The organism is Streptomyces sp. NPDC104096 (assembly GCF_055584385.1).
The window spans coordinates 146311-168286 of sequence record NZ_JBVJMD010000007.1 but is presented as its reverse complement, the minus strand read 5'-3'; the positions used below and the strand labels follow the sequence as shown (position 1 = coordinate 168286).

At 71.3% G+C, this 21976-nt stretch carries 20 protein-coding genes and 2 tRNA genes; 17 read left to right on the top strand and 5 right to left on the bottom strand.

All coding sequences use genetic code 11. From position 1 onward, the window contains the following. The first annotated feature begins 134 nt into the window (after positions 1–134). From proB to ACZ60B_RS10930, 5 genes are all read left to right on the top strand, one after another. Positions 135–1241, top strand: a complete 1107-nt coding sequence (proB, locus tag ACZ60B_RS10950; protein WP_469385757.1) for a glutamate 5-kinase — start codon at positions 135–137, stop codon at positions 1239–1241. Between the two features lie 128 nt (positions 1242–1369). Then, positions 1370–1864 (top strand): hypothetical protein, encoded by a 495-nt coding sequence (locus ACZ60B_RS10945; protein WP_469385687.1) that lies wholly within the window; start codon positions 1370–1372, stop codon positions 1862–1864. A gap of 245 nt (positions 1865–2109) precedes the next feature. Further along, positions 2110–3396, top strand: coding sequence for a glutamate-5-semialdehyde dehydrogenase (locus ACZ60B_RS10940; RefSeq protein WP_469385686.1), 1287 nt, complete (start codon positions 2110–2112; stop codon positions 3394–3396). Between the two features lie 177 nt (positions 3397–3573). Beyond that, a complete protein-coding gene (locus tag ACZ60B_RS10935; RefSeq protein WP_469385685.1) occupies positions 3574–4158 on the top strand; it encodes an SCO2584 family spore wall biosynthesis protein in 585 nt (194 codons plus the stop codon). An 88-nt stretch (positions 4159–4246) separates the two neighbouring features. Further along, entirely contained in the window at positions 4247–5317 is a 1071-nt protein-coding gene (locus tag ACZ60B_RS10930) for an SCO2583 family membrane protein (RefSeq protein ID WP_469385684.1), read from the top strand. Between the two features lie 72 nt (positions 5318–5389). Here the strand turns inward: ACZ60B_RS10930 and ACZ60B_RS10925 are convergent, their stop codons facing one another. After that, complete coding sequence (locus ACZ60B_RS10925; RefSeq protein ID WP_469385683.1) at positions 5390–6517, bottom strand: M48 family metallopeptidase; 1128 nt, start codon at positions 6515–6517, stop codon at positions 5390–5392. 149 nt (positions 6518–6666) lie between these two features. Here ACZ60B_RS10925 and ACZ60B_RS10920 point away from each other — a divergent pair, with 149 nt between their 5' ends. From ACZ60B_RS10920 to ACZ60B_RS10890, 7 genes are all read left to right on the top strand, one after another. Further along, positions 6667–6828 carry a hypothetical protein gene (locus ACZ60B_RS10920; RefSeq protein ID WP_351604286.1) on the top strand — a complete coding sequence of 54 codons (162 nt, stop codon included), beginning with the start codon at positions 6667–6669 and terminating at the stop codon, positions 6826–6828. 146 nt (positions 6829–6974) lie between these two features. Continuing rightward, positions 6975–7139 (top strand): hypothetical protein, encoded by a 165-nt coding sequence (locus tag ACZ60B_RS10915; protein WP_469385682.1) that lies wholly within the window; start codon positions 6975–6977, stop codon positions 7137–7139. 80 nt (positions 7140–7219) lie between these two features. Continuing rightward, a complete protein-coding gene (nadD, locus tag ACZ60B_RS10910; RefSeq protein WP_469385681.1) occupies positions 7220–7951 on the top strand; it encodes a nicotinate-nucleotide adenylyltransferase in 732 nt (243 codons plus the stop codon). Between the two features lie 16 nt (positions 7952–7967). Next, the gene (locus tag ACZ60B_RS10905; protein WP_469385680.1) at positions 7968–9698 is read left to right on the top strand and encodes an LCP family protein; all 1731 of its coding nucleotides are present in this window, start codon (positions 7968–7970) and stop codon (positions 9696–9698) included. A 114-nt stretch (positions 9699–9812) separates the two neighbouring features. After that, a complete protein-coding gene (gene rsfS / locus ACZ60B_RS10900; protein ID WP_469385679.1) occupies positions 9813–10259 on the top strand; it encodes a ribosome silencing factor in 447 nt (148 codons plus the stop codon). Continuing rightward, positions 10256–10939 carry a histidine phosphatase family protein gene (locus ACZ60B_RS10895; protein ID WP_469385678.1) on the top strand — a complete coding sequence of 228 codons (684 nt, stop codon included), beginning with the start codon at positions 10256–10258 and terminating at the stop codon, positions 10937–10939. The genes rsfS and ACZ60B_RS10895 overlap by 4 nt, the downstream gene beginning before the upstream one ends. Positions 10940–11045: 106 nt before the next feature. Continuing rightward, a tRNA-Ala gene (locus tag ACZ60B_RS10890) sits at positions 11046–11118 on the top strand. A 55-nt stretch (positions 11119–11173) separates the two neighbouring features. Here ACZ60B_RS10890 and ACZ60B_RS10885 read toward each other — a convergent pair. Then, complete coding sequence (locus ACZ60B_RS10885) at positions 11174–12082, bottom strand: helix-turn-helix transcriptional regulator (RefSeq protein ID WP_469385677.1); 909 nt, start codon at positions 12080–12082, stop codon at positions 11174–11176. Between the two features lie 181 nt (positions 12083–12263). On the opposite strand from ACZ60B_RS10885, the gene ACZ60B_RS10880 reads away from it, so the two are divergent. The 3 genes from ACZ60B_RS10880 (at position 12264) to ACZ60B_RS10870 (ending at position 14208) form a co-directional block, all read left to right on the top strand. Continuing rightward, entirely contained in the window at positions 12264–13727 is a 1464-nt protein-coding gene (locus ACZ60B_RS10880; RefSeq protein WP_469385676.1) for an MFS transporter, read from the top strand. Between the two features lie 70 nt (positions 13728–13797). Continuing rightward, positions 13798–13971: a hypothetical protein gene (locus ACZ60B_RS10875; protein WP_469385675.1), complete on the top strand. Its 174-nt coding sequence runs from the start codon at positions 13798–13800 to the stop codon at positions 13969–13971. A 3-nt stretch (positions 13972–13974) separates the two neighbouring features. Then, positions 13975–14208 (top strand): hypothetical protein, encoded by a 234-nt coding sequence (locus ACZ60B_RS10870; RefSeq protein WP_019523121.1) that lies wholly within the window; start codon positions 13975–13977, stop codon positions 14206–14208. On the opposite strand, the gene ACZ60B_RS10865 is transcribed toward ACZ60B_RS10870, so the two are convergent. Further along, positions 14187–15389, bottom strand: a complete 1203-nt coding sequence (locus ACZ60B_RS10865; RefSeq protein ID WP_469385674.1) for a glycosyltransferase 87 family protein — start codon at positions 15387–15389, stop codon at positions 14187–14189. The two genes, ACZ60B_RS10870 and ACZ60B_RS10865, sit on opposite strands and share 22 nt — an antisense overlap. Positions 15390–15529: 140 nt before the next feature. On the opposite strand from ACZ60B_RS10865, the gene ACZ60B_RS10860 reads away from it, so the two are divergent. After that, a tRNA-Ala gene (locus ACZ60B_RS10860) sits at positions 15530–15602 on the top strand. 158 nt (positions 15603–15760) lie between these two features. On the opposite strand, the gene ACZ60B_RS10855 is transcribed toward ACZ60B_RS10860, so the two are convergent. Together ACZ60B_RS10855 and ACZ60B_RS10850 are read right to left on the bottom strand one after the other, a co-directional pair. Next, on the bottom strand, positions 15761–17371 hold the full coding sequence (locus tag ACZ60B_RS10855; protein ID WP_469385673.1) for an NADH-ubiquinone oxidoreductase-F iron-sulfur binding region domain-containing protein: 1611 nt from the start codon (positions 17369–17371) through the stop codon (positions 15761–15763). Further along, complete coding sequence (locus ACZ60B_RS10850) at positions 17368–18660, bottom strand: ferric reductase-like transmembrane domain-containing protein (protein WP_469385672.1); 1293 nt, start codon at positions 18658–18660, stop codon at positions 17368–17370. Before ACZ60B_RS10850 ends, ACZ60B_RS10855 begins: the two co-directional genes overlap by 4 nt. A gap of 403 nt (positions 18661–19063) precedes the next feature. Between ACZ60B_RS10850 and leuS the strand changes: the two genes are divergently transcribed. After that, entirely contained in the window at positions 19064–21946 is a 2883-nt protein-coding gene (leuS, locus tag ACZ60B_RS10845) for a leucine--tRNA ligase (protein WP_469385671.1), read from the top strand. Positions 21947–21976 lie beyond the last annotated feature (30 nt).

The following is a 21976-nucleotide window of genomic DNA, read 5'->3' as shown; positions in this document are numbered from 1 at the left end:
GCAAATGATTACGCAGGGCCTGTCCGGGGGCTGGACCGATGCGCGCCGCCCTACCCGCTTCGCGTAGATTGCCGGGCGGAGCGCCAGACCTACGCGAGGGGACGTCGAGCAAGGTGGCAGGGGCAAGGCAGGCCGTGGGCGAGGCCCGCAGGATCGTCGTCAAAGTGGGTTCCTCGTCACTGACCACCGCCGCCGGCGGACTGGACGCCGACCGGGTCGACGCGCTCGTGGACGTCCTCGCCAAGAGCCGCAGCGGGGGAGAGCGGGAGATCGTCCTCGTCTCCTCCGGCGCCATCGCCGCCGGCCTGGCCCCGCTGGGCCTGCGCCGCCGCCCCAGGGACCTGGCCCGCCAGCAGGCCGCCGCGAGCGTCGGCCAGGGCCTGCTCATGGCCCGCTACACCGCCTCCCTCGCCCGCTACGGCGTCCGCGTCGGCCAAGTCCTGCTGACCGCCGACGACATGAGCCGCCGCGCACACCACCGCAACGCCTCCCGCACCCTCGACGAGCTCCTCGCCATGGGCGCCCTTCCCGTCGTCAACGAGAACGACACCGTCGCCACCGACGAGATCCGCTTCGGCGACAACGACCGCCTCGCCGCGCTCGTCGCCCACCTCGTCCACGCCGACCTGCTCGTGCTGCTGTCCGACATCGACGGCGTGTACGACGGCGACCCCGGCAAGCCCGGCACCTCGCGGATAGCGGAGGTGCGCGGCCCCGCCGACCTGGAAGGCGTCGAGATCGGCAGCGCGGGCAAGGCCGGCGTCGGCACCGGCGGCATGGTCACCAAGGTCGAGGCGGCCCGGATCGCCGCCGCCGCCGGCATCCCCGTGGTCCTCACCAGCACCGTCCACGCCGCCGAGGCCCTCGCCGGCGGAGACACCGGCACCTACTTCCACCCGGCGGGCAAGCGCTCCGCCGACCGGCTGCTGTGGCTCCAGCACGCCTCCACCCCGCAGGGCTCCCTCACCCTGGACGACGGGGCCGTGCGCGCCGTCGTCGAGCGGCGCAAGTCGCTGCTGCCGGCCGGAATCGCCGCCGTCGAGGGCGAGTTCAGCGCCGGAGACCCCGTCGAGCTCCGCGACGGCACGGGGCGCGCGGTGGCCCGCGGACTGGTCAACTTCGACGCCAAGGAGATCCCCCGGCTGCTCGGCCGCTCCACCCACGAGCTGGCGCGCGAACTGGGCCCCGCGTACGAACGCGAGATCGTACACAGGGACGACCTGGTGATCCTGCACCCGTAAACCGGGTCGAACGGGCGCTCCCGGTGGGGGACGTTCCGTGAAACCGCCACGCGAAGCCTCCCGGCCTGCTCAACTTTGACTCAGGGAACAATCCGCAGGAGCACTGCGCTGGCGCGAAGGAGGCCGTAGTGAGACGAGTGCGCCCTGGGGCGGGAGCGTCCCGCGGCGGCGCCGAAGGCGCTCGTGCCACCCGCGTCGCCTCCTCCCGCGCCCCCGGCGAGGAGCGCGCCCTGACCAGCGTCGCGGCCGGCGACCGGTACGAGGGCGAGAAGCCCGCGGAGCTGCCCCGGCTGTGGCACATCACCCTCAGCCTCTCCGGCGCCGCGTCCCCGATCAACGAGGTCCGGCGGGCCCTGGAACAGCTGGCGCACGACCACCCCTTCCTGCTGACCAGCCGGTACGCGCAGGACCACGCGGAGATCCGCTACTGGGAAGAGGCCCGCGACCTGCACGACGCCGCCGCCGTCGCCCTGCGGTTGTGGGGCGAGCACCGCCAGACCGCGGGCCTGCCGCCCTGGGAGATCGTCGGCCTGGAGGTCATCGATCGGGAGACCTACCACCAGCGCGTCGCCGAGGGCTACGGCCCCGCACCGGCGACCCCGGTCGGCGTGCATCCCTACTGACCCCGGCCGGCGCGCATCCCTGCCAGGGCCTGCCGGGGCAGGGCCCTCCCGGGTCACCGGGGCACCGGGTCCTGCCGGCCCCTTTGCCCCGGCGGGCCCCTGGGGCGTGCCCACTCGCGCGGTCCTGCCCGTTCGCGTGGCCTTCCCCGTCCAGGGGTCTTTCGGGCCTTTCGGGCCCTTCGGGTGTTGTCTCGGGGTTTGGGATGAGCCCTGGACGGCCCCGCCCGGCGCACTACCCTTCCCTCATGACCACGCTTTCTCCGTACGACTCCATGTCACCGGTCACCCAGGCCGCCTACCGGGCCAAGGCCGCCGCCGCCGACCTCGCGCCGTTGCCGCGGGCCGTGAAGGACGACGCGCTCCTCGCCGTGGCGGACGCGCTGGAGGTCCGTACGAGTGAAATCGTCGAGGCCAACGCCAAGGACATCGCCAGGGCCCGCGAGGCCGGCACCAGCGAGGCGATCGTCGACCGCCTCACGCTCACCCCGGAGCGGGTGCGGGCCATCGCCTCCGACGTGCGCGACGTCGTGTCCCTGCCCGACCCGGTCGGAGAGGTCGTCCGCGGCTCCACCCTCCCCAACGGCATCGACCTGCGCCAGGTCCGCGTACCGCTCGGCGTCGTCGGGATCATCTACGAGGCCCGCCCGAACGTCACCGTCGACGCCGCCGCCCTCTGCCTGAAGTCCGGCAACGCCGTGCTGCTGCGCGGCTCGGCCTCCGCCTACGAGTCGAACACCGCCCTCGTGCGCGTCCTGCGGGACGCCGTCGGCGGCGCCGGGCTGCCCGCCGACGCCGTGCAGCTCGTCCCCGGCGAGAGCCGCGAGAGCGTCCGGGAGCTGATGCGCGCCCGCGGCCTGGTCGACGTCCTCATCCCGCGCGGCGGCGCCTCCCTGATCCGCACCGTCGTCGCCGAGTCCACCGTCCCGGTCATCGAGACCGGCACCGGCAACTGCCACGTCTACGTCGACGCCCACGCCGACCTGGACATGGCGGTCGACATCCTGATCAACTCCAAGGCGCAGCGCGTCAGCGTCTGCAACGCGGCCGAGACCCTCCTGGTCCACCAGGACATCGCCGCCGAGTTCCTGCCCCGCGCGCTGGACGCCCTCGCCGAGGCCGGCGTCACCGTCCACGCCGACGAACGGGTCCTGGCCTACGCCGAGGACTCCAAGGCGACCGTCGTGGAGGCCACACCGGAGGACTGGGAGACCGAGTACCTCTCGTACGACATCGCCGCCGCCGTCGTCGACTCCCTCGACCGGGCCGTCGAGCACATCCGGCTGTGGACCTCCGGGCACACCGAGGCCATCGTCACCACCTCGCAGCAGGCCGCCCGCCGCTTCACCCAGTTGGTCGACTCCACCACCGTCGCCGTGAACGCCTCGACACGCTTCACCGACGGCGGCCAGTTCGGCTTCGGCGCGGAGATCGGCATCTCCACCCAGAAGCTGCACGCCCGCGGCCCGATGGGCCTGCCGGAGCTCACCAGCACCAAGTACATCGTCACCGGGGACGGCCACATCCGGCGCTGAGACGAGGCGCCGTGCGCCGGCGGAGGGGCGGTGGCTTCCTGTGAGGCGGGAGCCACCGGTGGGACGCATGTGACGGGTGCGCAGGCCGGTCCCGCCGCCCCGGCGGAGCCGTCTCGGCAGGCGGATGAATTTCCATACCGTCTGCCCAAAATGACCCCCCAGGTCTACTCTGGATCCGTGCCGGAGGACGTGGGGGGCACGCCGTTCCCTGACGGCTGGGAGCCCGACGACGACCACGACCGCGGGGTGTCGGACGAAGAGTTCGCCTCCGTGGTCTTCGACGAGGCCTTCGTGCGGGCGGCCGAGGTGCACGAGCCGACCGCCGTGGAACGCCTCCTGGCCGCCGCCCAGGCGAGAGCGGAGGCCTCCGAGGCCGAGGCCCGCCGCGCCCACGCCAGAGGCGAACGCCACGACGACGGGTACGGCCCCGAGGGACCCGGCGATCTCGGCCACGACCCGGACCTCGACGATCTGGCCGACCCCGACGACCCCGATGCCCCCGAACGCCACTACGGCCCCCTGTGGGGGCACGGCAGGCAGGTCCGCTGGCATCGCCCCGTCGCCTGGATGCTCGCCCTCGTGATGGGGATCGGCATGGTCGCGCTGGCCTTCACCGCGGTCTACCGCGGCGCCTCCTCCGGCGACCGCGACCAGATCCCGCTGCCCGCTTCGACAGGCCTCGAACAGGGCGGAGCGGCCACTCCCTCCGCTTCCGCCGACCACGCCCGGCCGGCGGTCCCGGTGCTCCCGCGCACTCCCTGAACCCGCTCGGCGATCCTGGTGAGAACCTGTCAGAACTTGTCGTACAGCCGGGCGTTTACCGGGGCTCCGCGCGACCTACCCTGAATGTATGGGCGGACCTGGAGACCCACCTGAGGGGACGCCCGAGGGCGCTCCCGGAAGTGGCGAGGAAGAATACCGATCCGTCGTCTTCGACGAGTCGTTCGTCCGCGCTGCTCGCATCCAGGAGTACTCCGCGCAGGAGCGCATGACCGACCACACGCCCGCCGTGCGCCGCCGCCCGCCCCTGCACCGGGGCCTGTCCCGGCAGGCGCTGATCCTGGTCCTGCTGATAGCCGTCGCCTTCGGTACCGCGATCTACATGGGCGTACGCGACCCCTACCAGACCCCCGGGGCCCTCCAGCCGGCCGAGCCGCTGCGGATGACCATGATCCCGCTCTCCCCCTCGGGCAAGGTGCCCGGCACGGCCGATGCCGAGTACCTGTACGCGCACAGTCCCGCGGCGCAGTTCCGCCTGGGCGCCGAGGGCATACCGCTGCCCGCCGCCCGGGCCACCGCGCACTTCTCCGAGGGCCAGGTCGTGACCGCCCTGACCACGACCAAGGACTACATCGTCCGCTCCGCCCTCTACCCCGAGGTGCTCACCGGACAGCAGGTCCGTCCCGTGCGCGTGCTGCTCGACCCCGACCAACTCGACCAGTTCGACCAGAGCTTCGACCACCCGAGCGCCGACGGCCGGCACGCGCCCACCGGCTGGCTGATCCGCTTCGACCCCGCCCAGGTGGAGCTGGCCGACTCCAGGATCCGGGTGCAGGGCACGCTGGCGTTCACCGAGAGTGACGCGTCGACCCTCGAGGTCACCGCCGACCACACCTTCGTGTACGCGCTGCGGCCGACCGGCTCCGGCCCGAAGGCCGAGGCCTCCTTGTTCACCGTCCGTCGCGAGCTGCGCTTCCGGTTCGACCACGACGACCTGCGCCTGCGCCAGGCCCAGCTCGTCGTCTCCGTCGCCCAGGCCGGCCCGCTGTCCTGCGCCGACGACTCCGCGAACCGCCTGCACCCCCTGCTCTTCGGCCAGACAGCCAGGAGCGGCGGCCCGGCAGGCACCGACCCGTACGCCACGGGCGACGCGACGGCACTGTGCGGGGCACTGGCCCCGAGCGCCCAGCCGAAGGTGTGAGCCGACGGGCCCCGGGCCCGGGGGCGGCAGGACTGCGGAGCCGCGCTCCCGGCCCCGCCCGTCCGGAACCGCTCAGTCCTTGTCGTGCGGCGGGGTGTCCGCCGGGCCGTCCTGCGGGTCCGGCCCGTCCGACGACGGGCGGTCCTTCGGCGGCGGCGGGCCGGCGAACCCGCCGAAGCCGCGCCGCACCCGGCCGCCCAGATCCCCCGCCCCGCCGGCGATGTCCGTGACCAGCTTCATCAGCGGGTCCTTGGAGCTCTTGACATGCCCGGCATAGCTGGCGGCGGACTCCCGGAACGAGTCCGTGACCGAGGTGTCCTTGTCGTCGCCGCGCCGCGGGTAGTGACCGTCCATGATCCGCTGGTAGTCGCGGGACGCCGCCCACTTCTTCAGCTCGCCCGCCCGCACCGCGGCGAAGGGGTGGGTGCGGGGCAGCACATTGAGGATCTTCAGCACGGAGTCGCGCAGGTCGCCGGCCGCGTCGTACTCCTCGGCCTGCTGAAGGAAGGCGTCCACGTTCATCTCGTGCAGATGGTTGCCGCCCGCGATCTTCATCAGGCCGCGCATCGAGGCCTGGAGGTCCTGGCCCACCAGCAGACCCGCCCGGTCGGCGGACAGCTCCGACTTGCGGAACCACTCCCGCAGCGCGGTCACTATCCCCATGATCGCGAGGTTGCCCAGCGGTATCCAGGCGACCTTCAGCGCCAGGCCGGTCAGGAACAGCAGGATCGTGCGGTACACGGCGTGGCCGGACAGCGCGTGGCCCACCTCGTGACCCACGACCGCCCGCATCTCCTCCTCGTCGAGCAGCTCGACCAGGCCCGTGGTGACGACGATGATCGGCTCGTCCAGACCGATGCACATCGCGTTCGGCTGCGGATCCTGGGTGACGTACATCGGCGGGACCTTCTCCAGGTCCAGGATGTAACAGGCGTCCCGCAGCATGTCGTTGAGATGGGTGAACTGCTGGTCCGACACCCGCACCGAGTCGGACAGGAACAGAAGTCTCAGGCTGCGCTCGGGCAGCAGCCCGCTGAGCGCCTTGAAGACCGTGTCGAAACCGCTGAGCTTGCGCAGCGCCACCAGGGCGGAACGGTCGGCCGGGTGCTCGTACGCCCGGGAGGAGATCCCCTGGAAGCGCCTGCGCTGCCGGCTCGGCGCGCGCTCGTGCCCGTTGTGCGGGCGGCCGTCGTCGGACATGTCTTCCCCCATGTACGTCTGAGTGCCGTGCGGGCGGTGCGCGCCGTGCGGCGCCGCCGTGCGCGGTTCTTTCCCGCCTGCCCCCGAGGCTGAGCCCAGCCTAGGCGGAGTTACCGTGTACGGGCAGTACAGCGAAGGAGTCCAACGCCATGGAGCACACCCCCGCAGCCGCCTGGCTCACCGAGGCCGCGAGTGCGGCCGAGCAGCAAGGGACGGGCAATCTGCTCCGGATCGTCCTGATCGTGATGGTCCTGGGCTGTGTACTGACCGGGTGGTTCCTGTTGCGGGGCTACAAGCGGAAGGACGACTGAGGGCCTTCGAAGGTTCCCCAACGGCGGAGTCGGCGTGATCGCCGCCGAGGCGCCCGCATACGATGGGCCGACGTCTTTATCCCGCCCTTCCCCCTTCTCGGCTCCACCCGAGCGGGGGGACACCCATCGGATAGGTTCTGCTGAAGATGAGCTTCCACAGCGCCGCAGCCCAGCTGGTCACTCTCGCCGCCGAGGGCGAGGAGCACGGTGGCAACCACGAAAGCCTCAACCCCCTGGTCACGGGCGGTGGTGCGTTCATCGTCCTGCTGCTCCTGCTGTGGATCACCACCCGCTTCAACCGCGACCGCTGAATCCGGCGAAGGCCCTCCCGGGGCCGCCCCGGGGAACTCGTGGCCAAGGCTCTCGGACCGGGCCGGTAGGGTCTGCACGCATGGGAGAGCAGGACATGCCTACCGGTCCGGTGAACGGCACGGCCGACCCGGCCGACACGGGGCACGGCACCTTCGGCGGGCCGCCGCACCACGGCCCGGCGCGGCCACGGCCCGACGGACCGGGCAACGGGCCGTCGACCCCGGGCAAGCGCCGCCTGGGCGTCATGGGCGGCACCTTCGACCCGATCCACCACGGACACCTCGTGGCCGCCAGCGAGGTCGCCGCGCAGTTCCACCTCGACGAGGTGGTGTTCGTGCCGACCGGCCAGCCGTGGCAGAAGACCCACCGCAGCGTCTCGCCGGCCGAGGACCGCTATCTGATGACGGTCATCGCGACCGCCGAGAACCCGCAGTTCTCGGTCAGCCGCATCGACATCGACCGCGGCGGCCCGACCTACACCGTCGACACCCTGCGCGACCTGCGCGCGCTCAACCCCGACGCCGACCTGTTCTTCATCACCGGCGCCGACGCCCTCGCCCAGCTCCTGACGTGGCGGGACTCCGAGGAGCTGTTCTCCCTGGCGCACTTCATCGGCGTCACCCGACCGGGCCATCAACTCACCGACCCCGGCCTCCCCGAGGGCGGAGTCTCCCTGGTCGAAGTTCCCGCGCTCGCCATCTCCTCCACAGACTGCCGTGCGAGAGTCGCCAAGGGCGACCCCGTCTGGTATCTGGTGCCGGACGGAGTGGTGCGCTACATCGACAAGCGTGAGCTGTACCGCGGCGAGTGAGCCGAGAGGGGCACCGGTGAACGACCGATACGACGCGGAATACGGTGAAGACCAGTACGAACTCGTCGGTTACGACGAGTACGGCCGGCCGATGTACCAGCAGGTCCGGACGCAGCAGGCGCCCCGGCCCCCGCAGCAGGCGTACGACCCGTACACGCAGCAGCAGGGCTACGGCTACGACCCGTACGCCACGGGCAGCCAACAGCCCGTCTCCCCGTACGACCCCTACGACACCGGGCAGCAGCCGCAGGTGCCCGCCTACGACGACTACGCCCCCGGCACGCACACCGGCGCGGGCACGAACGGCTCGGCCGCCGCCCCGTACGACCCCTACGGGCAGACCGCCACCAGCGGCCAGCAGCCCCGCGTCGCCGAGCGGACCGCCTACATACCGCAGCAGACCGGCCCCGCACCGGACCCGGAACCCTCCGAGGACGAGACGCCCGACGCCACCGTCCGGTCGCAACCCGACTACAGCACCGGGCAGTTCGCCTTCGTGGAGGAGCCCGACGGCGACTCCGAGGACGTCATCGACTGGATGGCGTTCACCGAGAACCGCACCGAGCGCCGCGAGGAGGCCCGCCGCCGCGCCCGCAGCCGCGTCGTCGCCCTCGTCGTGGTCATGGCCCTGTTCGTGGTCGGCGGCGTCGGCTACCTCTGGTACGCGGGCAAGATCCCCGGCCTCGGGAAGTCGGCGGACAAGGCCGGCACCACCACCGCCGCGGGCGCCCAGAACCGCGACGTCATCGTCGTCCACCTGCACAACACCAAGAAGGGCGGCACCTCCACGGCGCTGCTCGTCGACAACACCACCACCAAGCAGGGCACCACCGTCCTGCTGCCCAACTCCCTCGCGGTGACCGGCGACGACGGCGCCTCCACGACACTCGCCAAGTCGGTCGACGACGACGGCTCCTCCGGCACGCGCGAGGCACTGGACACCGTCCTCGGCACCGACATCGAGGGCACCTGGCGCCTGGACACCCCCTACCTGGAGAACCTGGTCGACCTGGTCGGCAACATCGAGGTCGACACCGACACCGACGTCCCCGACCCCGAGGCCGAGAAGAAGAACGCCGCCCCCCTCGTCCACAAGGGCAAGGACCAGACCCTCAGCGGCAGGATGGCCGTCGCCTACGCCACCTACAGCGCCTCCGGCGAGGCCCAGAACGCCCAGCTCGAACGCTTCGGCCAGGTCATGCAGGGCGTACTGCGCAAGGTGTCCTCCGACGCGCAGGGGGCGACGGTCACCGTGCAGACACTGGCGCAGATCCTCGACCCGTCGCTGACCGACAAGGACCTCGGCGCCTTCCTCGCCAAGCTCGCCGACCTCGCCAAGGGCGGCGACTACAAGACGGCACTGCTGCCCGTCCAGACCGACGGCACACTGAGCGCCCGGACCAGCAGCAGCGTGGTCAAGGACGTGCTCGGCGGTGCCGCGAAGAGCCCCGACCAGGGTTCCGCGATCCGTGTCTCGGTCCAGAACGCCACCGGCGCCAAGGACAACACCGAGAAGGCCAGGGTCGCGCTCCTCAACGGCGGCTTCACCTTCCTGGACGGCGGCACCGCGGACGGCTCCGAGACCACCTCCGAGGTCACCTACGCCGACGCCGCCGACAAGGACAACGCCACCGAGGTCGCCAAGACGCTGGGGCTGCCCACCAGCGCCGTGACCAAGGGCAAGGTCTCCGCGAACGCGGCCGTCGTGGTGATCCTCGGCCAGGACTACAAGCCCCCGGCCCTCTAGCAAAGGACCCCGCGCCCCACGTGATCCGGACAGGTGATCCGGTCGTCACGTGGGGCGCCCTCGGCTGTCCGTGAGACCCTTGGTGACACATGACCGCCGACGGAAAGCCTTGTAGTGACCGCCACTGACCGTTCCATCGAGCTCATCAACACCGCCGCCCAGGCGGCGGCCGACAAGCTCGCGCACGACATCATCGCCTACGACGTCAGCGATGTGCTGTCGATCACGGACGCCTTCCTGCTGGCCTCCGCCCCCAACGACCGCCAGGTCAAGTCCATCGTCGACGAGATCGAGGAACGGCTCAACAAGGAGCTCGGCGCCAAGCCGGTGCGCCGCGAGGGCGACCGCGAGGCCCGTTGGGTGCTGCTCGACTACGTCGACATCGTCGTCCACGTCCAGCACAGCGAGGAGCGGGTCTTCTACGCCCTGGAGCGGCTGTGGAAGGACTGCCCCGAGCTGACGCTGCCCGCGGACGCCCAGGCGACCCGCGGCAAGGCCGCGGAGCACGCCAAGCTGCGCGCGGCCGAGGAGGAGGCCGACGGGGACGGTGAGTGGCGATGACCACCCCGGGTGCCGGGGCCGGATCAGCGGCCGACCGTGAGCCCGGCCGCGGGCGCCGGATCATCCTCTGGCGGCACGGCCAGACCTCGTGGAACGTGGAGCGCCGCTTCCAGGGCAGCACGGACGTCGAGCTCACCGGGACCGGAGTCGCCCAGGCCCGCCGCGCCGCCCGGCTGCTGGCGTCCCTGCTGCCCGACGCGATCGTCGCCTCCGATCTTCGGCGGGCCGCCGACACGGCCGGCGAGCTCGCCGCGCTCACCGGCCTCACCGTGGCCCACGACGAGGCCCTGCGCGAGACCTACGCGGGCGTCTGGCAGGGGCTGACGCACGAGGAGATCCTCGCCCGGCACGGCGAGGAGTACGCCGCGTGGAAGCGCGGTGAGCCGGTCCGCCGCGGCGGCGGCGAGCTGGAGACCGAGGTCGCCGACCGCGCCGCCCCGGTCGTCCTCGGCCACGCGGAGAAGCTCCCCGAGGACGGCACCCTCGTCGTGGTCAGCCACGGCGGCACGATCCGCACCACGATCGGACGCCTGCTCGGCCTGGAGCCACGGCACTGGGAGAGCCTCGGTGGTCTCTCCAACTGCTGCTGGTCCGTCCTCGGCGAGGGCGCCCGCGGCTGGCGCCTGCTCGAGCACAACGCCGGCACCCTGCCGGAGCCCGTGCTCGGCGACGACGACTGACCGCCGTTCCGGGGCGCGCAGCGGGGCCCGGGACCCGGATTTCACTTTCCGGCAGGTCACAGGCTAAAGTTCTTCTTGTTCGCACCGCAGAGCGGGAAGAACACAAGGGGCTATAGCTCAGTTGGTAGAGCGCCTGCATGGCATGCAGGAGGTCAGGAGTTCAATTCTCCTTAGCTCCACAGAAAGACACTCTGTCGAGTTGTCAAAGATCGGTTGGATCAGGATCCCGTCCCCTCAGGGGGCGGGATTTTCTGTCTGCCACTGCTGGATGATCTCGGCGACCCCCTCGTCCGACGGCGGCCACAGCCGCTGCCTGGTCTCCCGCAGCAGCTCGAGCCTGCTTCGCGCCTCCTCGCTCTCCGGTGTGTAGACGACGATCCGGCACTCCGGCATCCCGTCGATCGACAGCGACTGCGAGGTCATCCTCAGCTCGCCCACCGCCTGGTGCCGGAACGTCTTTATCCGCGGCCCCGGCGGTATGACCTCGCCGCTCGCCCACACCTCGGCGAAGTGCGGGCTGGCCGCCGACAGTCTTCGGATGAAGATCTCCCAGGCCGGCTCACCGACGTGCCGGCCGTACGAGGAGCGCAGTGTCGCCACCATCACGGGCAGCTCACGCTCCCGGTGCACCACCGGGCAGGCCTCCTCGGACACCGTGAACAGCGTCCACAGCACGTTCGGCACCCCGATCCGGACGGTCTCCGGGACCAGGAACAGGTCGCGGTAGGCCGGGTTGGTGGCGAGGACGTCGTAGCGCGAGTTGTAGACCGCCGCCGGAAGCGGGTCGAGGGTGTCGATGACTCCCTGGATCTCCGGGGCGACGGTCTGCGTCAGGGACCCCGGATCGGGCTCGAAGGGGACCTCCGCCAGGCGGTACAGATGCTCCCGCTCCGGCTGGTCCAGCCGCAGCGTGCGGGCCACGGCGTCCAGGACCTGGGCGGAGGCGTTGATCGGCCGCCCCTGCTCCAGCCAGGTGTACCAGGTGACCCCGACACCCGAGATCTGGGCCACCTCCTCGCGCCGCAGCCCAGGGGTACGGCGCCGCAGCCCCGGCGGCATCCCCACGTCGGCCGGTGTCACCCGGGCGCGCCTGTTGCGCAGGAAGGCCGCCAGCTCCGGCCGGCGCCGCTGTGTCGTCCCCATCGTCACGTCCCCCCGTCGTCCTGCCGCCCGCCGTACCGTCGCCCGTCGCCCGTCGCCCGTCGTCCCGTCCGCCGCCGCGAACTCCATCGTCACCGCCCGGCACGGTCCCTGCCAGGTGCTGGCAGTACCAGCATCAGCGGGCACTCCGCACCCGTACCGAAGCCTCGTCACGCTCGACGGCATGACGACAACACCTCGCACGGAACCGGATTCCACGCCCGTTCCGCGGCCTGGATCCAGTAAAGCCCCCGGCACCGACAACGGGTCCCGGCGGCTGCTCACGGTCGTGCTCGCGGCCCAGTTCATGGCACTGCTCGACGTCTTCATCGTGAACGTGGCGGCCCCCACCATCGGTTCCGACCTGCACGCCTCCGGCGCCGACCTGCAACTCGTGATCGCCGGATACGCCATCACGTACTCCGTGCTGCTGATCACCGGAGCCCGCCTCGGCGACCAGCTCGGCCACGGCCGGGTCCACCTGACCGGACTCGCCCTCTTCACCGCCGCCTCACTCGCCTGCGGACTGGCCCAGGGCGCGACCGAGCTGATCGCCTTCCGGCTGGTGCAGGGCGCAGGCTCGGCGGTAATGATCCCGCAGGTGCTCAGCCTGATCCAGCGCTCCTTCACCGGGGAGGCCCGGATGCGGGCCCTCGGCGCGTACGCGGCGGTCATCGCCGTCGGCGCGGCGGCCGGACAGGTGATCGGCGGCGTCCTGGTCAGCGCCGATCTGTTCGGGACCGGCTGGCGGCCCGTGTTCCTCGTCAACGTGCCGGTCGGCGCCGTACTCCTGGCCGTCGGCCGGCACGCACTGCCCCGGGGCGGCGCGGCGGACCGGACGCGCGGCTTCGACCTGACCGGGCTGGTGCTGCTGGGCGGGGCCGTCTCGCTCCTGACGGTGCCGCTGGTGCTCGGGCAGGAGGAGGACTGGCCGCTGTGGTCCTGGCTGTCGCTGGCCGCCGCGGCCGGCCTCTTCGCGCTGTTCTGCCGCTTCGAGGCGCGGCTCGCCCGGCGCGGCGGCGCCCCGCTGATCACCCCGCGGGTCCTGCGCCACCCCGGCATGGGTCTGGCCGTCTTCCGGATCGCGGCCGTCATGGCCGTCAACGGCGGCTTCCTGTTCGCGCTCACCCTGCACGTCCAGGGCGGCCTCGGCTACAGCGCGCTGCACGCCGGTCTCACCTTCGCGCCGACCGCGGTCGTCTTCGGAGTGGTCGGCCTGACCTGGCGGTCCTGGCCCGCCTCCTGGCAGCGGATGCTGACCCCGGCCGGATTCGCGCTCACCGCGGTGTCCGTGGCGGCCGTAGGCCTGGTGCTCAGGGACGGCGGAGAGGGCGGTGCCCGGCTGTACGCGGCCTACGCGGGGGTCGGGACCGGTGTCGCGCTGGGCTTCAGCCCGACGCTCACCCGGGCGCTGGCCACCGTGCGCCCCGAGGACGCGGCGGACGCCAGCGGCCTGCTCGCCACGGTCACCCAGCTCGGTCAGCTGATCGGCGTCGCGGTGTTCGGCACACTGTTCCTGGAACGCCTTGAGTCACTTGGGGTCCCGGGGGCGTATACCTCTGCGGAAGCGCTTGTGGCGTGCACGTTCGCGCTTGCCGCGGTGGCCGTGACGGGCGCCGTGTCCGGACTGGTACTAAGGCGTCGCTGACCGTATCGGCCCGGCCGTGGCAGAATCAAACGGCCGGAAGGGGGCGCGGCCCGACTGGGAGGGAGTGGTGATGCCTGCGAGCATCCTCGAAGAGGTCCGTGACCTCTTCGACGCAGTACTGACACGGGATACGATCATCCGGCTCAGCTGCCCTTCCTGTGGTTCCGCGGACGTCGCGCAGGTGCTGGGCGACAACGGCGGGATTTCCTATGTGTGCACGGCCTGCGGCCACAGCTGGAGCTGATCGATGGGTGCACACAGGCGAAAGTGCGACTGGTGCGGCAGCGGGACGCCGATCGTGCGCGACATGGAGCCGCTCAATCCCGACTACCAGTACTGGTGCGAGGAATGCGCGCGGGCGCTGATCATAAAAGGCGACCCCATCGAGACGTACCGTGAACTCGAGGGCGAGCCGATCTACGGCCGGCTCCTCGAGGAGCACTGCACACTCAAACGGTTCTACTCGTTCGTCACGGCTTGATCACGGCCGGGGTCTCGTAGCGAGATCCCGGCGATGACGAGGAAAAGCAGGCCCGCGCCCGCGTACAGGGCCGACAGCGCCAACTCGGCACCTTGTTGATGCAGTTCGGGCCGCCCGTGGCCGTGCGGCACCCACCACAGCGCGTACGAGCCGAAGACGAGCAGCGCCCCCACGGCCGCCGCCCGGTGCCCACGCGTCACCAGGAGCAGGATCAGTGGCACACACCACACCCAGTGGTGCGACCACGACACGGGGCTGACGAGCAGCGCCGTCGTCGCGCAGACGGTCACCGCCCAGGCCCGCAGCCCGCGCAGCTCCGCCGCGACCGCCACCGCGAGCCCTCCCAGGGCCACCACGGCCGCCGTGGCGACCCAGAGGCTCCCCGGCTCCGGCGTGTGCAGGAGGCGGGCCAGGAGGCCCCGCAGAGCCTGATTCGCGGTCTCCTCCGCGTGACCGACCCGCCCGGCACGGAACATCATGTCCGTCCAGAACCGCCGGGAGTCCCGTGGCAGGACCGCCGCCGTCAGCAGCGTGGCGCAGGCGAACGCGACCACCGCCCCGCGCGCGTGCCGCAGCCGGTGGCCCGCGCAGCCGCGTCCGACCCGGGCCGTGACACCCGCGGTGAGCAGGAACACCACGAACAGCGCGGGCGTCAGCTTCACCGCCGTCGCGAGCCCGATGCCCAGGCCGGCCCACCGGTGCCCGGGGTGCCGGGTCAGGTCCCACAGCACCAGGACCGCGATCAGCAGATTCACCTGTCCGTAGCGCAGCGTCGTCCACACCGGCTCGCACCACACGGCCGCCGCGGCGGCCCACCAGACGCTCTCCACGCGCGTGTGGCCCACGAGCCGCAGCGACAGTCTGACGAACAGCACCAGCAGGACGAGGTTCCCGGCCGTCGCCAGGGCGCGCAGGCTCGCGGTGCCCGGCACGGTCAGCGGGGTGAACAGCAGAGCCGCGAACGGCGGGTACGTGGTGGGCAGGCGCTCCGCCGTCGCGCGCAGCGCGTACAGATCGCCTCCGGCGCGCACGGTCGCGCCCTCGGCCCGGTAGACCATCAGGTCGATCATCGAGACGTGGGCGGCCCGCTGGGCGATCCAGAAGGCGGCGAAGGAGAACAGGCAGGCCCCCAGGGCCATCGGCGTGCGGCGGTGGCCTGCGGAGAGCGTGAGCGCGGTCACAGCGAACGACACTATCCCGAGCGAATCCGTACAGAACGGAATCGATTTGGTGGTGCACCCCGGTGACCGTGTAATGTTGGCGTCGCCGCCGGGGAAACCGGGCGACACGGTCAACATGCGGGTCCACCGCATGACCGCGAGGGGCTATAGCTCAGTTGGTAGAGCGCCTGCATGGCATGCAGGAGGTCAGGAGTTCAATTCTCCTTAGCTCCACAGAAGTAGAAGGCGGATCACTCGGTCGAGTGATCCGCCTTCTACGTGTTCCAGCTTCTTCGTATTTCCCGGGACGAAGTCCGGCGACAGCGCGACCGCTGCCGTACGGCGACGCGCCGGTGGCCGGCCCGGTCGGGGCCGGCCACCGGCGCGATGGGTCAGCGGCCCAGGGCTCGACGGCCGCGCCCCTGGGACACGACCGGCAGGTTGCGGGCGGGCGCCTGCGAACGGGTGTCCTCCTCGATGCGCAGGGCGAGGGCCGGGCAGCGGCGTACCGCGCGCAGCGCCTTGGCCTCCGCGAAACGCGGGACCTTCGCCTGCGCGACGGTCGGGAAGCCGTCGGCGCCGAGCTCGAACACCTCCGGGAGGAGATCCGCGCACAGACCGTGGCCCCGGCACAGGGTCCAGTCGACGAAGATCTTCTGACGGCTCTCGCTGTCGTCCGCGGGCCTTTCGGGGCCCATGATGGCCGCCGGCGCCATGCCGGGCTCGAAGAGCGGCAGAACGCCCTCCACGGGCCGCCCGCAGCCGTTGCCGAGGACATGCGCGGCCAGGTCGTCGGTGAACGCCTTGATCGTCGACTCCAGGAACATCGCGGAGCCGTCCGGGTGCGAGCACGCGCCGCGCCGCTTGACGTTCTTGGCGACCTGCTTGAGGGCCTCCAGCGCGGCGGGCCCGCCCCCGTTGAGGATGTCCTCCATGCCGCGCGCCGCGGCCGGCAGGCCGAGGTAGCAGGGGCCGCACTGTCCCGCGCTCTCCTCGGCCAGCCACTGGGCCACGCGCAGCGACTCGCCCAGGGGGCAGGTCTCCTGAGTGATCGGCAGGATCGCGCCCGCGCCGAGCGCGCCGCCCACCGCGTCCAGGGAGTCGCGGGAGACGATCGCCTCGTTGACCGTGGCCGCGTCGATCCACTTGCCGTGGTAGCCGCCGGTCAGCACACCCTGGGGGACGGGCGGGGCGCCGGCCAGCTGGAGCACGTAGCGCAGCGGTACGCCCGTGGGGACCTCCAGGACCATCGGGCGGGCCACGGCGCCGGAGACCGTCAGCATGACGGTGCCGGGCTCGTCGTACAGGCCGGTGTTGCCGTAGCGCTCGGGGCCGATGCGGGCGGCGATCGCCAGCTGGGCGAAGGTCTCGGCGTTGGACAGCAGGGTCGGGGCGCCGCCCACGCCGTTCTGCGACGCGCTGACCTTGCGGCCGGGCGGGATCGCCGGGCCGCCGTCGATGGAACGGATCACGGACGCGGCCGCGCCGGTGACCATGCGGATCGGGTTGCGCTGGACGAAGGCCTTCAGCGCCGAGCGCCGGCCGTTGCTCAGGCCGCGCTCGGCGAGCGCGGCCTCCATGGACCGCTGGGTGGACTCACGGGTGACCGCCACCACGAGCGTGCGGGCACCCAGCGCCTCCGCGACCAGTAGCGCGCCGTCCAGGATGAGGTGCGGGGCACGGTTGATGAGCACCGTGTCCTTGCGGCAGGCCGGTTCGTCCTCGCTTCCGTTGACGACGACGACCGGCCGGACGCCGCGCTTGATCGCCGCGTCGGCGACCGAGCGCAGCTTCTTGTGGAAGGGGAAGCCCGCGCCGCCGCGGCCCTTGAGGTTGATGCGTTCGGAGAGCTGCGCGAGCTTCTCTCCGCCCAGGGGTTCGAGCGGCCCGTGCACCTTCAGGTGCATGGGCAGATCGAGTCTCTCGACAAGGTCGAAGCCCGACGTGAGTTGCGGAAGCCCGACCACGCGGACTTCTGGAACGTCGGGCAGGGCCTCGTTCACCTATAGCCTCCGGAAGGCATGTTCCAAGGTTCGCCCGAACCCGGCGTGTCGTACGGCGCACCGGGGTTTGGTTCACTGGCGGGACCGCTGTTGTACGTGTCGTTCTGGTTGTACGTGTTGTACCGGGCGTTCGTCTCACCGGTGTCGTACACATCACTCCCGCGGTACCCGGCGGCACCCTGACTGCCGTAGGCCGGGATGCTGAATCCCGTGTCCTGGAGCGGGTCGTAGGCGGACGGGGGTGCCTCGCCGACCGGCGGCGGGGAGGGGACCGGCCAGCTGCCCGAGGCGTTGCCGCCGGAGTCCACGCGCGGCATGGCCGCCGTGGCCTGCGCCTCGAACGGTGCGTTCGCGCGCCCGGTCGCGTAGGGCTGCTGTCCGCCGCCCGCAGGCGCGTTGGCGGTGCGGTAGACGGCCGCGAAGCCGTTCCCGGACTCCGGGGCGGGTGTGCCGTACGACGCCGACGGCGTCATCCGGGGCGAGGCCGTCGTCTCGGCGGTCGGCGACGGACGACCGCCGCGGCCCTCGTAGCCCGGCAGCGACGATCCGGCCTCCGCCACCCGGGCCCGGCTCGCCTCCAGGCCGTCCATGGCCGACATGTCGCTGTTGCCCATGAACCTCATGAGCTGGTCGGCGACCTTGCGCTTGACCGAACGGGGGGAGCTGCGCAGCGCGAGGGCGGCCAGGACTCCGGCCAGGCACAGCTCGTAGGAGACCATGAAGAAGGGCTTCGCCGCACGGCCCGCGAACAGACCGTGCGTCAGGGCCGCGCACAGGGCGGGGTAGGCCAGCATGTGCATCGCGCGCCAGCGGGCGGCGACCACGGCCGGCGCGGCGAACTGGTTGCGCAGCGCACCCGTGATACCCACGAAGATCATGAGCAGGCCGGCCAGCGAGCCGAGGCCGATGAGACCGGCGCTGCCCTTGACGCCCAGGCTGAAGGGGAGCAGCGCGGCGATCAGGACGGTGTGTCCCAGGAGCAGCTTGACGCTGATGTGGACGATGAGGAACGCGATCGAGCCGACGGCGGTCACGCGGTGGACGCCCTGCGCGACGATCCGCTGACGTGTGTTGAGGATGAGCCGGTCCTGGGCTATGAGGCCCCAGATCACCGAACAGGTCAGGCAGACCAGGGACAGCACGCCGGCGCCGAAGTTGAGGAACTGCTGGAACTGATCACCTCCGGCCAGCACCACCACGGGGATGAGGATCAGAACGACAGCCGACGCCACGCCGTAGGCCGATCGGCCGGGCTTGGGGAGCGAACTGTTACTACGACGAGGGTTCATGGGGGCAACTCCGAGCAGTTTCGGGAAAGCGGTCCCGCTGCCGAACTCTAAGTGGCTCCATACCGATGGGTACGAGGTTTGAGTTATTGCGTTGTTATCAAAGGACAGCGCGTCCGTTGCGATGTCCCTGTTGCTGCTGTTACGCGAAGTAATCGTTGAACTTGATTCAGCTTTCGTGTGGTGTGCATGATCTCCAACAGAGACATACGCAAGTACGACGCAACGTGCTCAGGGCCTGCGGTACCCTAGCGCCATGCGTGCTGTACGCCTTCTGCTTAGCGAGCCGCGCTGATCAGTCCCGACCACCGGTGAGACCGTGGTCGGCATCGGCGCGGCGTCCCCTCCTGTGCGAGGGGCTTTTTCATTTCCGCAGGCAGAGACGATCGATGGAGCTTTGAGGATCATGAGCGAGACGAACCCCGCTGCTGCCGCCGCCGTGCCGGCGGACGCCGCGCCGCACCGCTACACGGCAGCCATGGCCGCCGAGATCGAGGCACGCTGGCAGGACTTCTGGGACGCCGACGGCACCTACGAGGCGCCCAACCCCACGGGTGACCTGGCCGGCGACCCCGCGCTGGCCGCCAGGCCCAAGAAGTTCATCATGGACATGTTCCCGTACCCGTCCGGTGCGGGCCTGCACGTCGGCCACCCCCTGGGCTACATCGCCACCGATGTCTTCGCCCGGTTCCAGCGGATGACCGGCCACAACGTCCTGCACACCCTGGGCTTCGACGCCTTCGGCCTGCCCGCCGAGCAGTACGCCGTGCAGACCGGCACGCACCCGCGCGTGTCCACCGAGGCCAACATCGCCAACATGAAGGCCCAGCTGCGCCGGCTGGGACTGGGCCACGACCGGCGCCGGTCCTTCGCGACGATCGACCCGGACTACTACAAGTGGACCCAGTGGATCTTCCTGCAGATCTTCAACTCCTGGTACGACGACGAGGCGGACAAGGCCCGTCCGATCTCCGCGCTGATCGCCCAGTTCGAGTCCGGTGAACGCGCCGTACCGGGCCACACGCGCGCGTGGAACGAGCTGACCGCCGCCGAGCGCGCCGACGTCCTGAGCGGGTTCCGCCTGGCGTACGCCTCCGAGGCGCCGGTCAACTGGTGCCCCGGACTGGGCACCGTGCTGGCCAACGAGGAGGTCACCGCCGACGGCCGCTCCGAGCGCGGGAACTTCCCCGTCTTCAAGGCCAAGCTGCGCCAGTGGAACATGCGCATCACCGCCTACGCGGACCGGCTGCTGGACGACCTGGACGCGCTGGACTGGCCCGAGGCCATCAAGCTGCAGCAGCGCAACTGGATCGGCCGCTCCGAAGGCGCCCGCGTCGACTTCCCCATCGACGGCGAGCACATCACCATCTTCACCACGCGCCAGGACACCCTGTTCGGCGCGACCTACATGGTGCTGGCGCCCGAACACCCCCTGGTCGACAAGTTCACCCCGACCGCCTGGCCGGAGGGCACCCACGACGTGTGGACCGGCGGTCACGCCACCCCGGCCGAGGCCGTCGCGGCGTACCGCGCGCAGGCCGCCTCGAAGTCCGACGTCGAGCGGCAGGCCGAGGCCAAGGACAAGACCGGTGTGTTCACCGGCGCGTTCGCGACCAACCCGGTCAACGGCGAGCGCATCCCGGTCTTCATCGCCGACTACGTCCTGATGGGCTACGGCACCGGCGCGATCATGGCCGTCCCGGCGCACGACAGCCGCGACTTCGCCTTCGCGCGCGCCTTCGAGCTGCCGATGCGCTGTGTCGTGGAGCCGGCCGACGACCGCGGCACGGACCCCTCCACCTGGGACGACGCCTTCGGTTCGTACGACGCGAAGATCGTCAACTCCGCGAGCGACCAGGTCTCCCTGGACGGCCTGGGCGTCGTCGACGCCAAGGCCCGCATCACCGAGTGGCTGGCCCGCAAGGGCATCGGTGAGGGCACCGTCAACTTCCGGCTGCGCGACTGGCTGTTCAGCCGCCAGCGCTACTGGGGCGAGCCCTTCCCGATCGTCTACGACGAGGACGGCACCGCCCACGCCCTGCCCGAGTCGATGCTGCCGCTGGAGCTGCCGGAGGTCGAGGACTACTCGCCGCGCACCTTCGACCCGGACGACGCCGACACCCAGCCCGAGACCCCGCTGTCGCGCAACGAGGAATGGGTCAACGTCACCCTGGACCTGGGCGACGGGCCGAAGAAGTACCGGCGCGAGACCAACACCATGCCCAACTGGGCCGGTTCCTGCTGGTACGAACTGCGCTACCTGGACCCGCACAACGACCGCGCGCTGGTCGACCCGGAGATCGAGCGGTACTGGATGGGCCCGCGCGAGGGCCAGCCGCACGGCGGCGTCGACCTGTACGTCGGCGGTGCCGAACACGCCGTGCTGCACCTGCTGTACGCGCGCTTCTGGTCCAAGGTGCTGTTCGACCTGGGCCATGTCTCGTCGGCCGAACCGTTCCACAAGCTGTTCAACCAGGGCATGATCCAGGCCTACGTCTACCGCGACAGCCGCGGCATCGCGGTGTCGGCCGCCGAGGTGGAGGAGCGCGACGGCGCGTACTACCACCAGGGCGAGCAGGTCACCCGGCTGCTGGGCAAGATGGGCAAGTCCCTGAAGAACGCGGTCACTCCGGACGAGATCTGCGCCGAGTACGGGGCGGACACGCTGCGCCTGTACGAGATGGCGATGGGCCCGCTGGACGTCTCGCGCCCGTGGGACACGCGCGCGGTGGTGGGCCAGTACCGGCTGCTGCAGCGACTGTGGCGCAACATCGTCGACGAGGCGACCGGCGAGGTCACCGTCAGCGACGCCGAGCCCGACGAGGAGACGCTGCGTGCCCTGCACAAGGCGATCGACGGCGTGCGCCAGGACCTGGAGGGGCTGCGCTTCAACACCGCCATCGCCAAGGTCACCGAGCTGAACAACCACCTGACCAAGGCGGGCGGCACGGTGCCGCGCACCGTCGCCGAGCCGCTGGTGCTGCTGATCGCGCCGCTGGCCCCGCACATCGCCGAGGAACTGTGGCGCAGGCTGGGCCACACCGGCTCGGTCGTCCACCGGGACCTGCCCGTGGCCGACCCCGCCTACGTCGTGGACGAGACCGTGACCTGCGTCGTGCAGATCAAGGGCAAGGTCAAGGCGCGTCTGGAGGTCTCCCCGGCCATCTCCGAGGAGGACCTGGAGAAGGTGGCGCTGTCCGACGAGAAGGTCGTCGCGGCGCTGGACGGCGCGGGCATCCGCAAGGTGATCGTGCGGGCGCCGAAGCTGGTGAACATCGTCACGGCGTAGCCGCGGATCCTCCGGGCGGCCGGTCGTGAG

Bases quoted from the DNA above. Each gene is read 5' to 3' on its own strand.
- ACZ60B_RS10940 (WP_469385686.1), top strand. From the start codon at position 2,110: ATGACCACGCTTTCTCCGTACGACTCCATGTCACCGGTCACCCAGGCC.
- ACZ60B_RS10930 (WP_469385684.1), top strand. From the start codon at position 4,247: ATGGGCGGACCTGGAGACCCACCTGAGGGGACGCCCGAGGGCGCTCCC.
- ACZ60B_RS10925 (WP_469385683.1), bottom strand. From the start codon at position 6,517: ATGTCCGACGACGGCCGCCCGCACAACGGGCACGAGCGCGCGCCGAGC.
- ACZ60B_RS10920 (WP_351604286.1), top strand. From the start codon at position 6,667: ATGGAGCACACCCCCGCAGCCGCCTGGCTCACCGAGGCCGCGAGTGCG.
- ACZ60B_RS10915 (WP_469385682.1), top strand. From the start codon at position 6,975: ATGAGCTTCCACAGCGCCGCAGCCCAGCTGGTCACTCTCGCCGCCGAG.
- nadD (WP_469385681.1), top strand. From the start codon at position 7,220: ATGGGAGAGCAGGACATGCCTACCGGTCCGGTGAACGGCACGGCCGAC.
- ACZ60B_RS10895 (WP_469385678.1), top strand. From the start codon at position 10,256: ATGACCACCCCGGGTGCCGGGGCCGGATCAGCGGCCGACCGTGAGCCC.
- ACZ60B_RS10885 (WP_469385677.1), bottom strand. From the start codon at position 12,082: ATGGGGACGACACAGCGGCGCCGGCCGGAGCTGGCGGCCTTCCTGCGC.
- ACZ60B_RS10880 (WP_469385676.1), top strand. From the start codon at position 12,264: ATGACGACAACACCTCGCACGGAACCGGATTCCACGCCCGTTCCGCGG.
- ACZ60B_RS10875 (WP_469385675.1), top strand. From the start codon at position 13,798: ATGCCTGCGAGCATCCTCGAAGAGGTCCGTGACCTCTTCGACGCAGTA.
- ACZ60B_RS10870 (WP_019523121.1), top strand. From the start codon at position 13,975: ATGGGTGCACACAGGCGAAAGTGCGACTGGTGCGGCAGCGGGACGCCG.
- ACZ60B_RS10850 (WP_469385672.1), bottom strand. From the start codon at position 18,660: ATGAACCCTCGTCGTAGTAACAGTTCGCTCCCCAAGCCCGGCCGATCG.
- leuS (WP_469385671.1), top strand. From the start codon at position 19,064: ATGAGCGAGACGAACCCCGCTGCTGCCGCCGCCGTGCCGGCGGACGCC.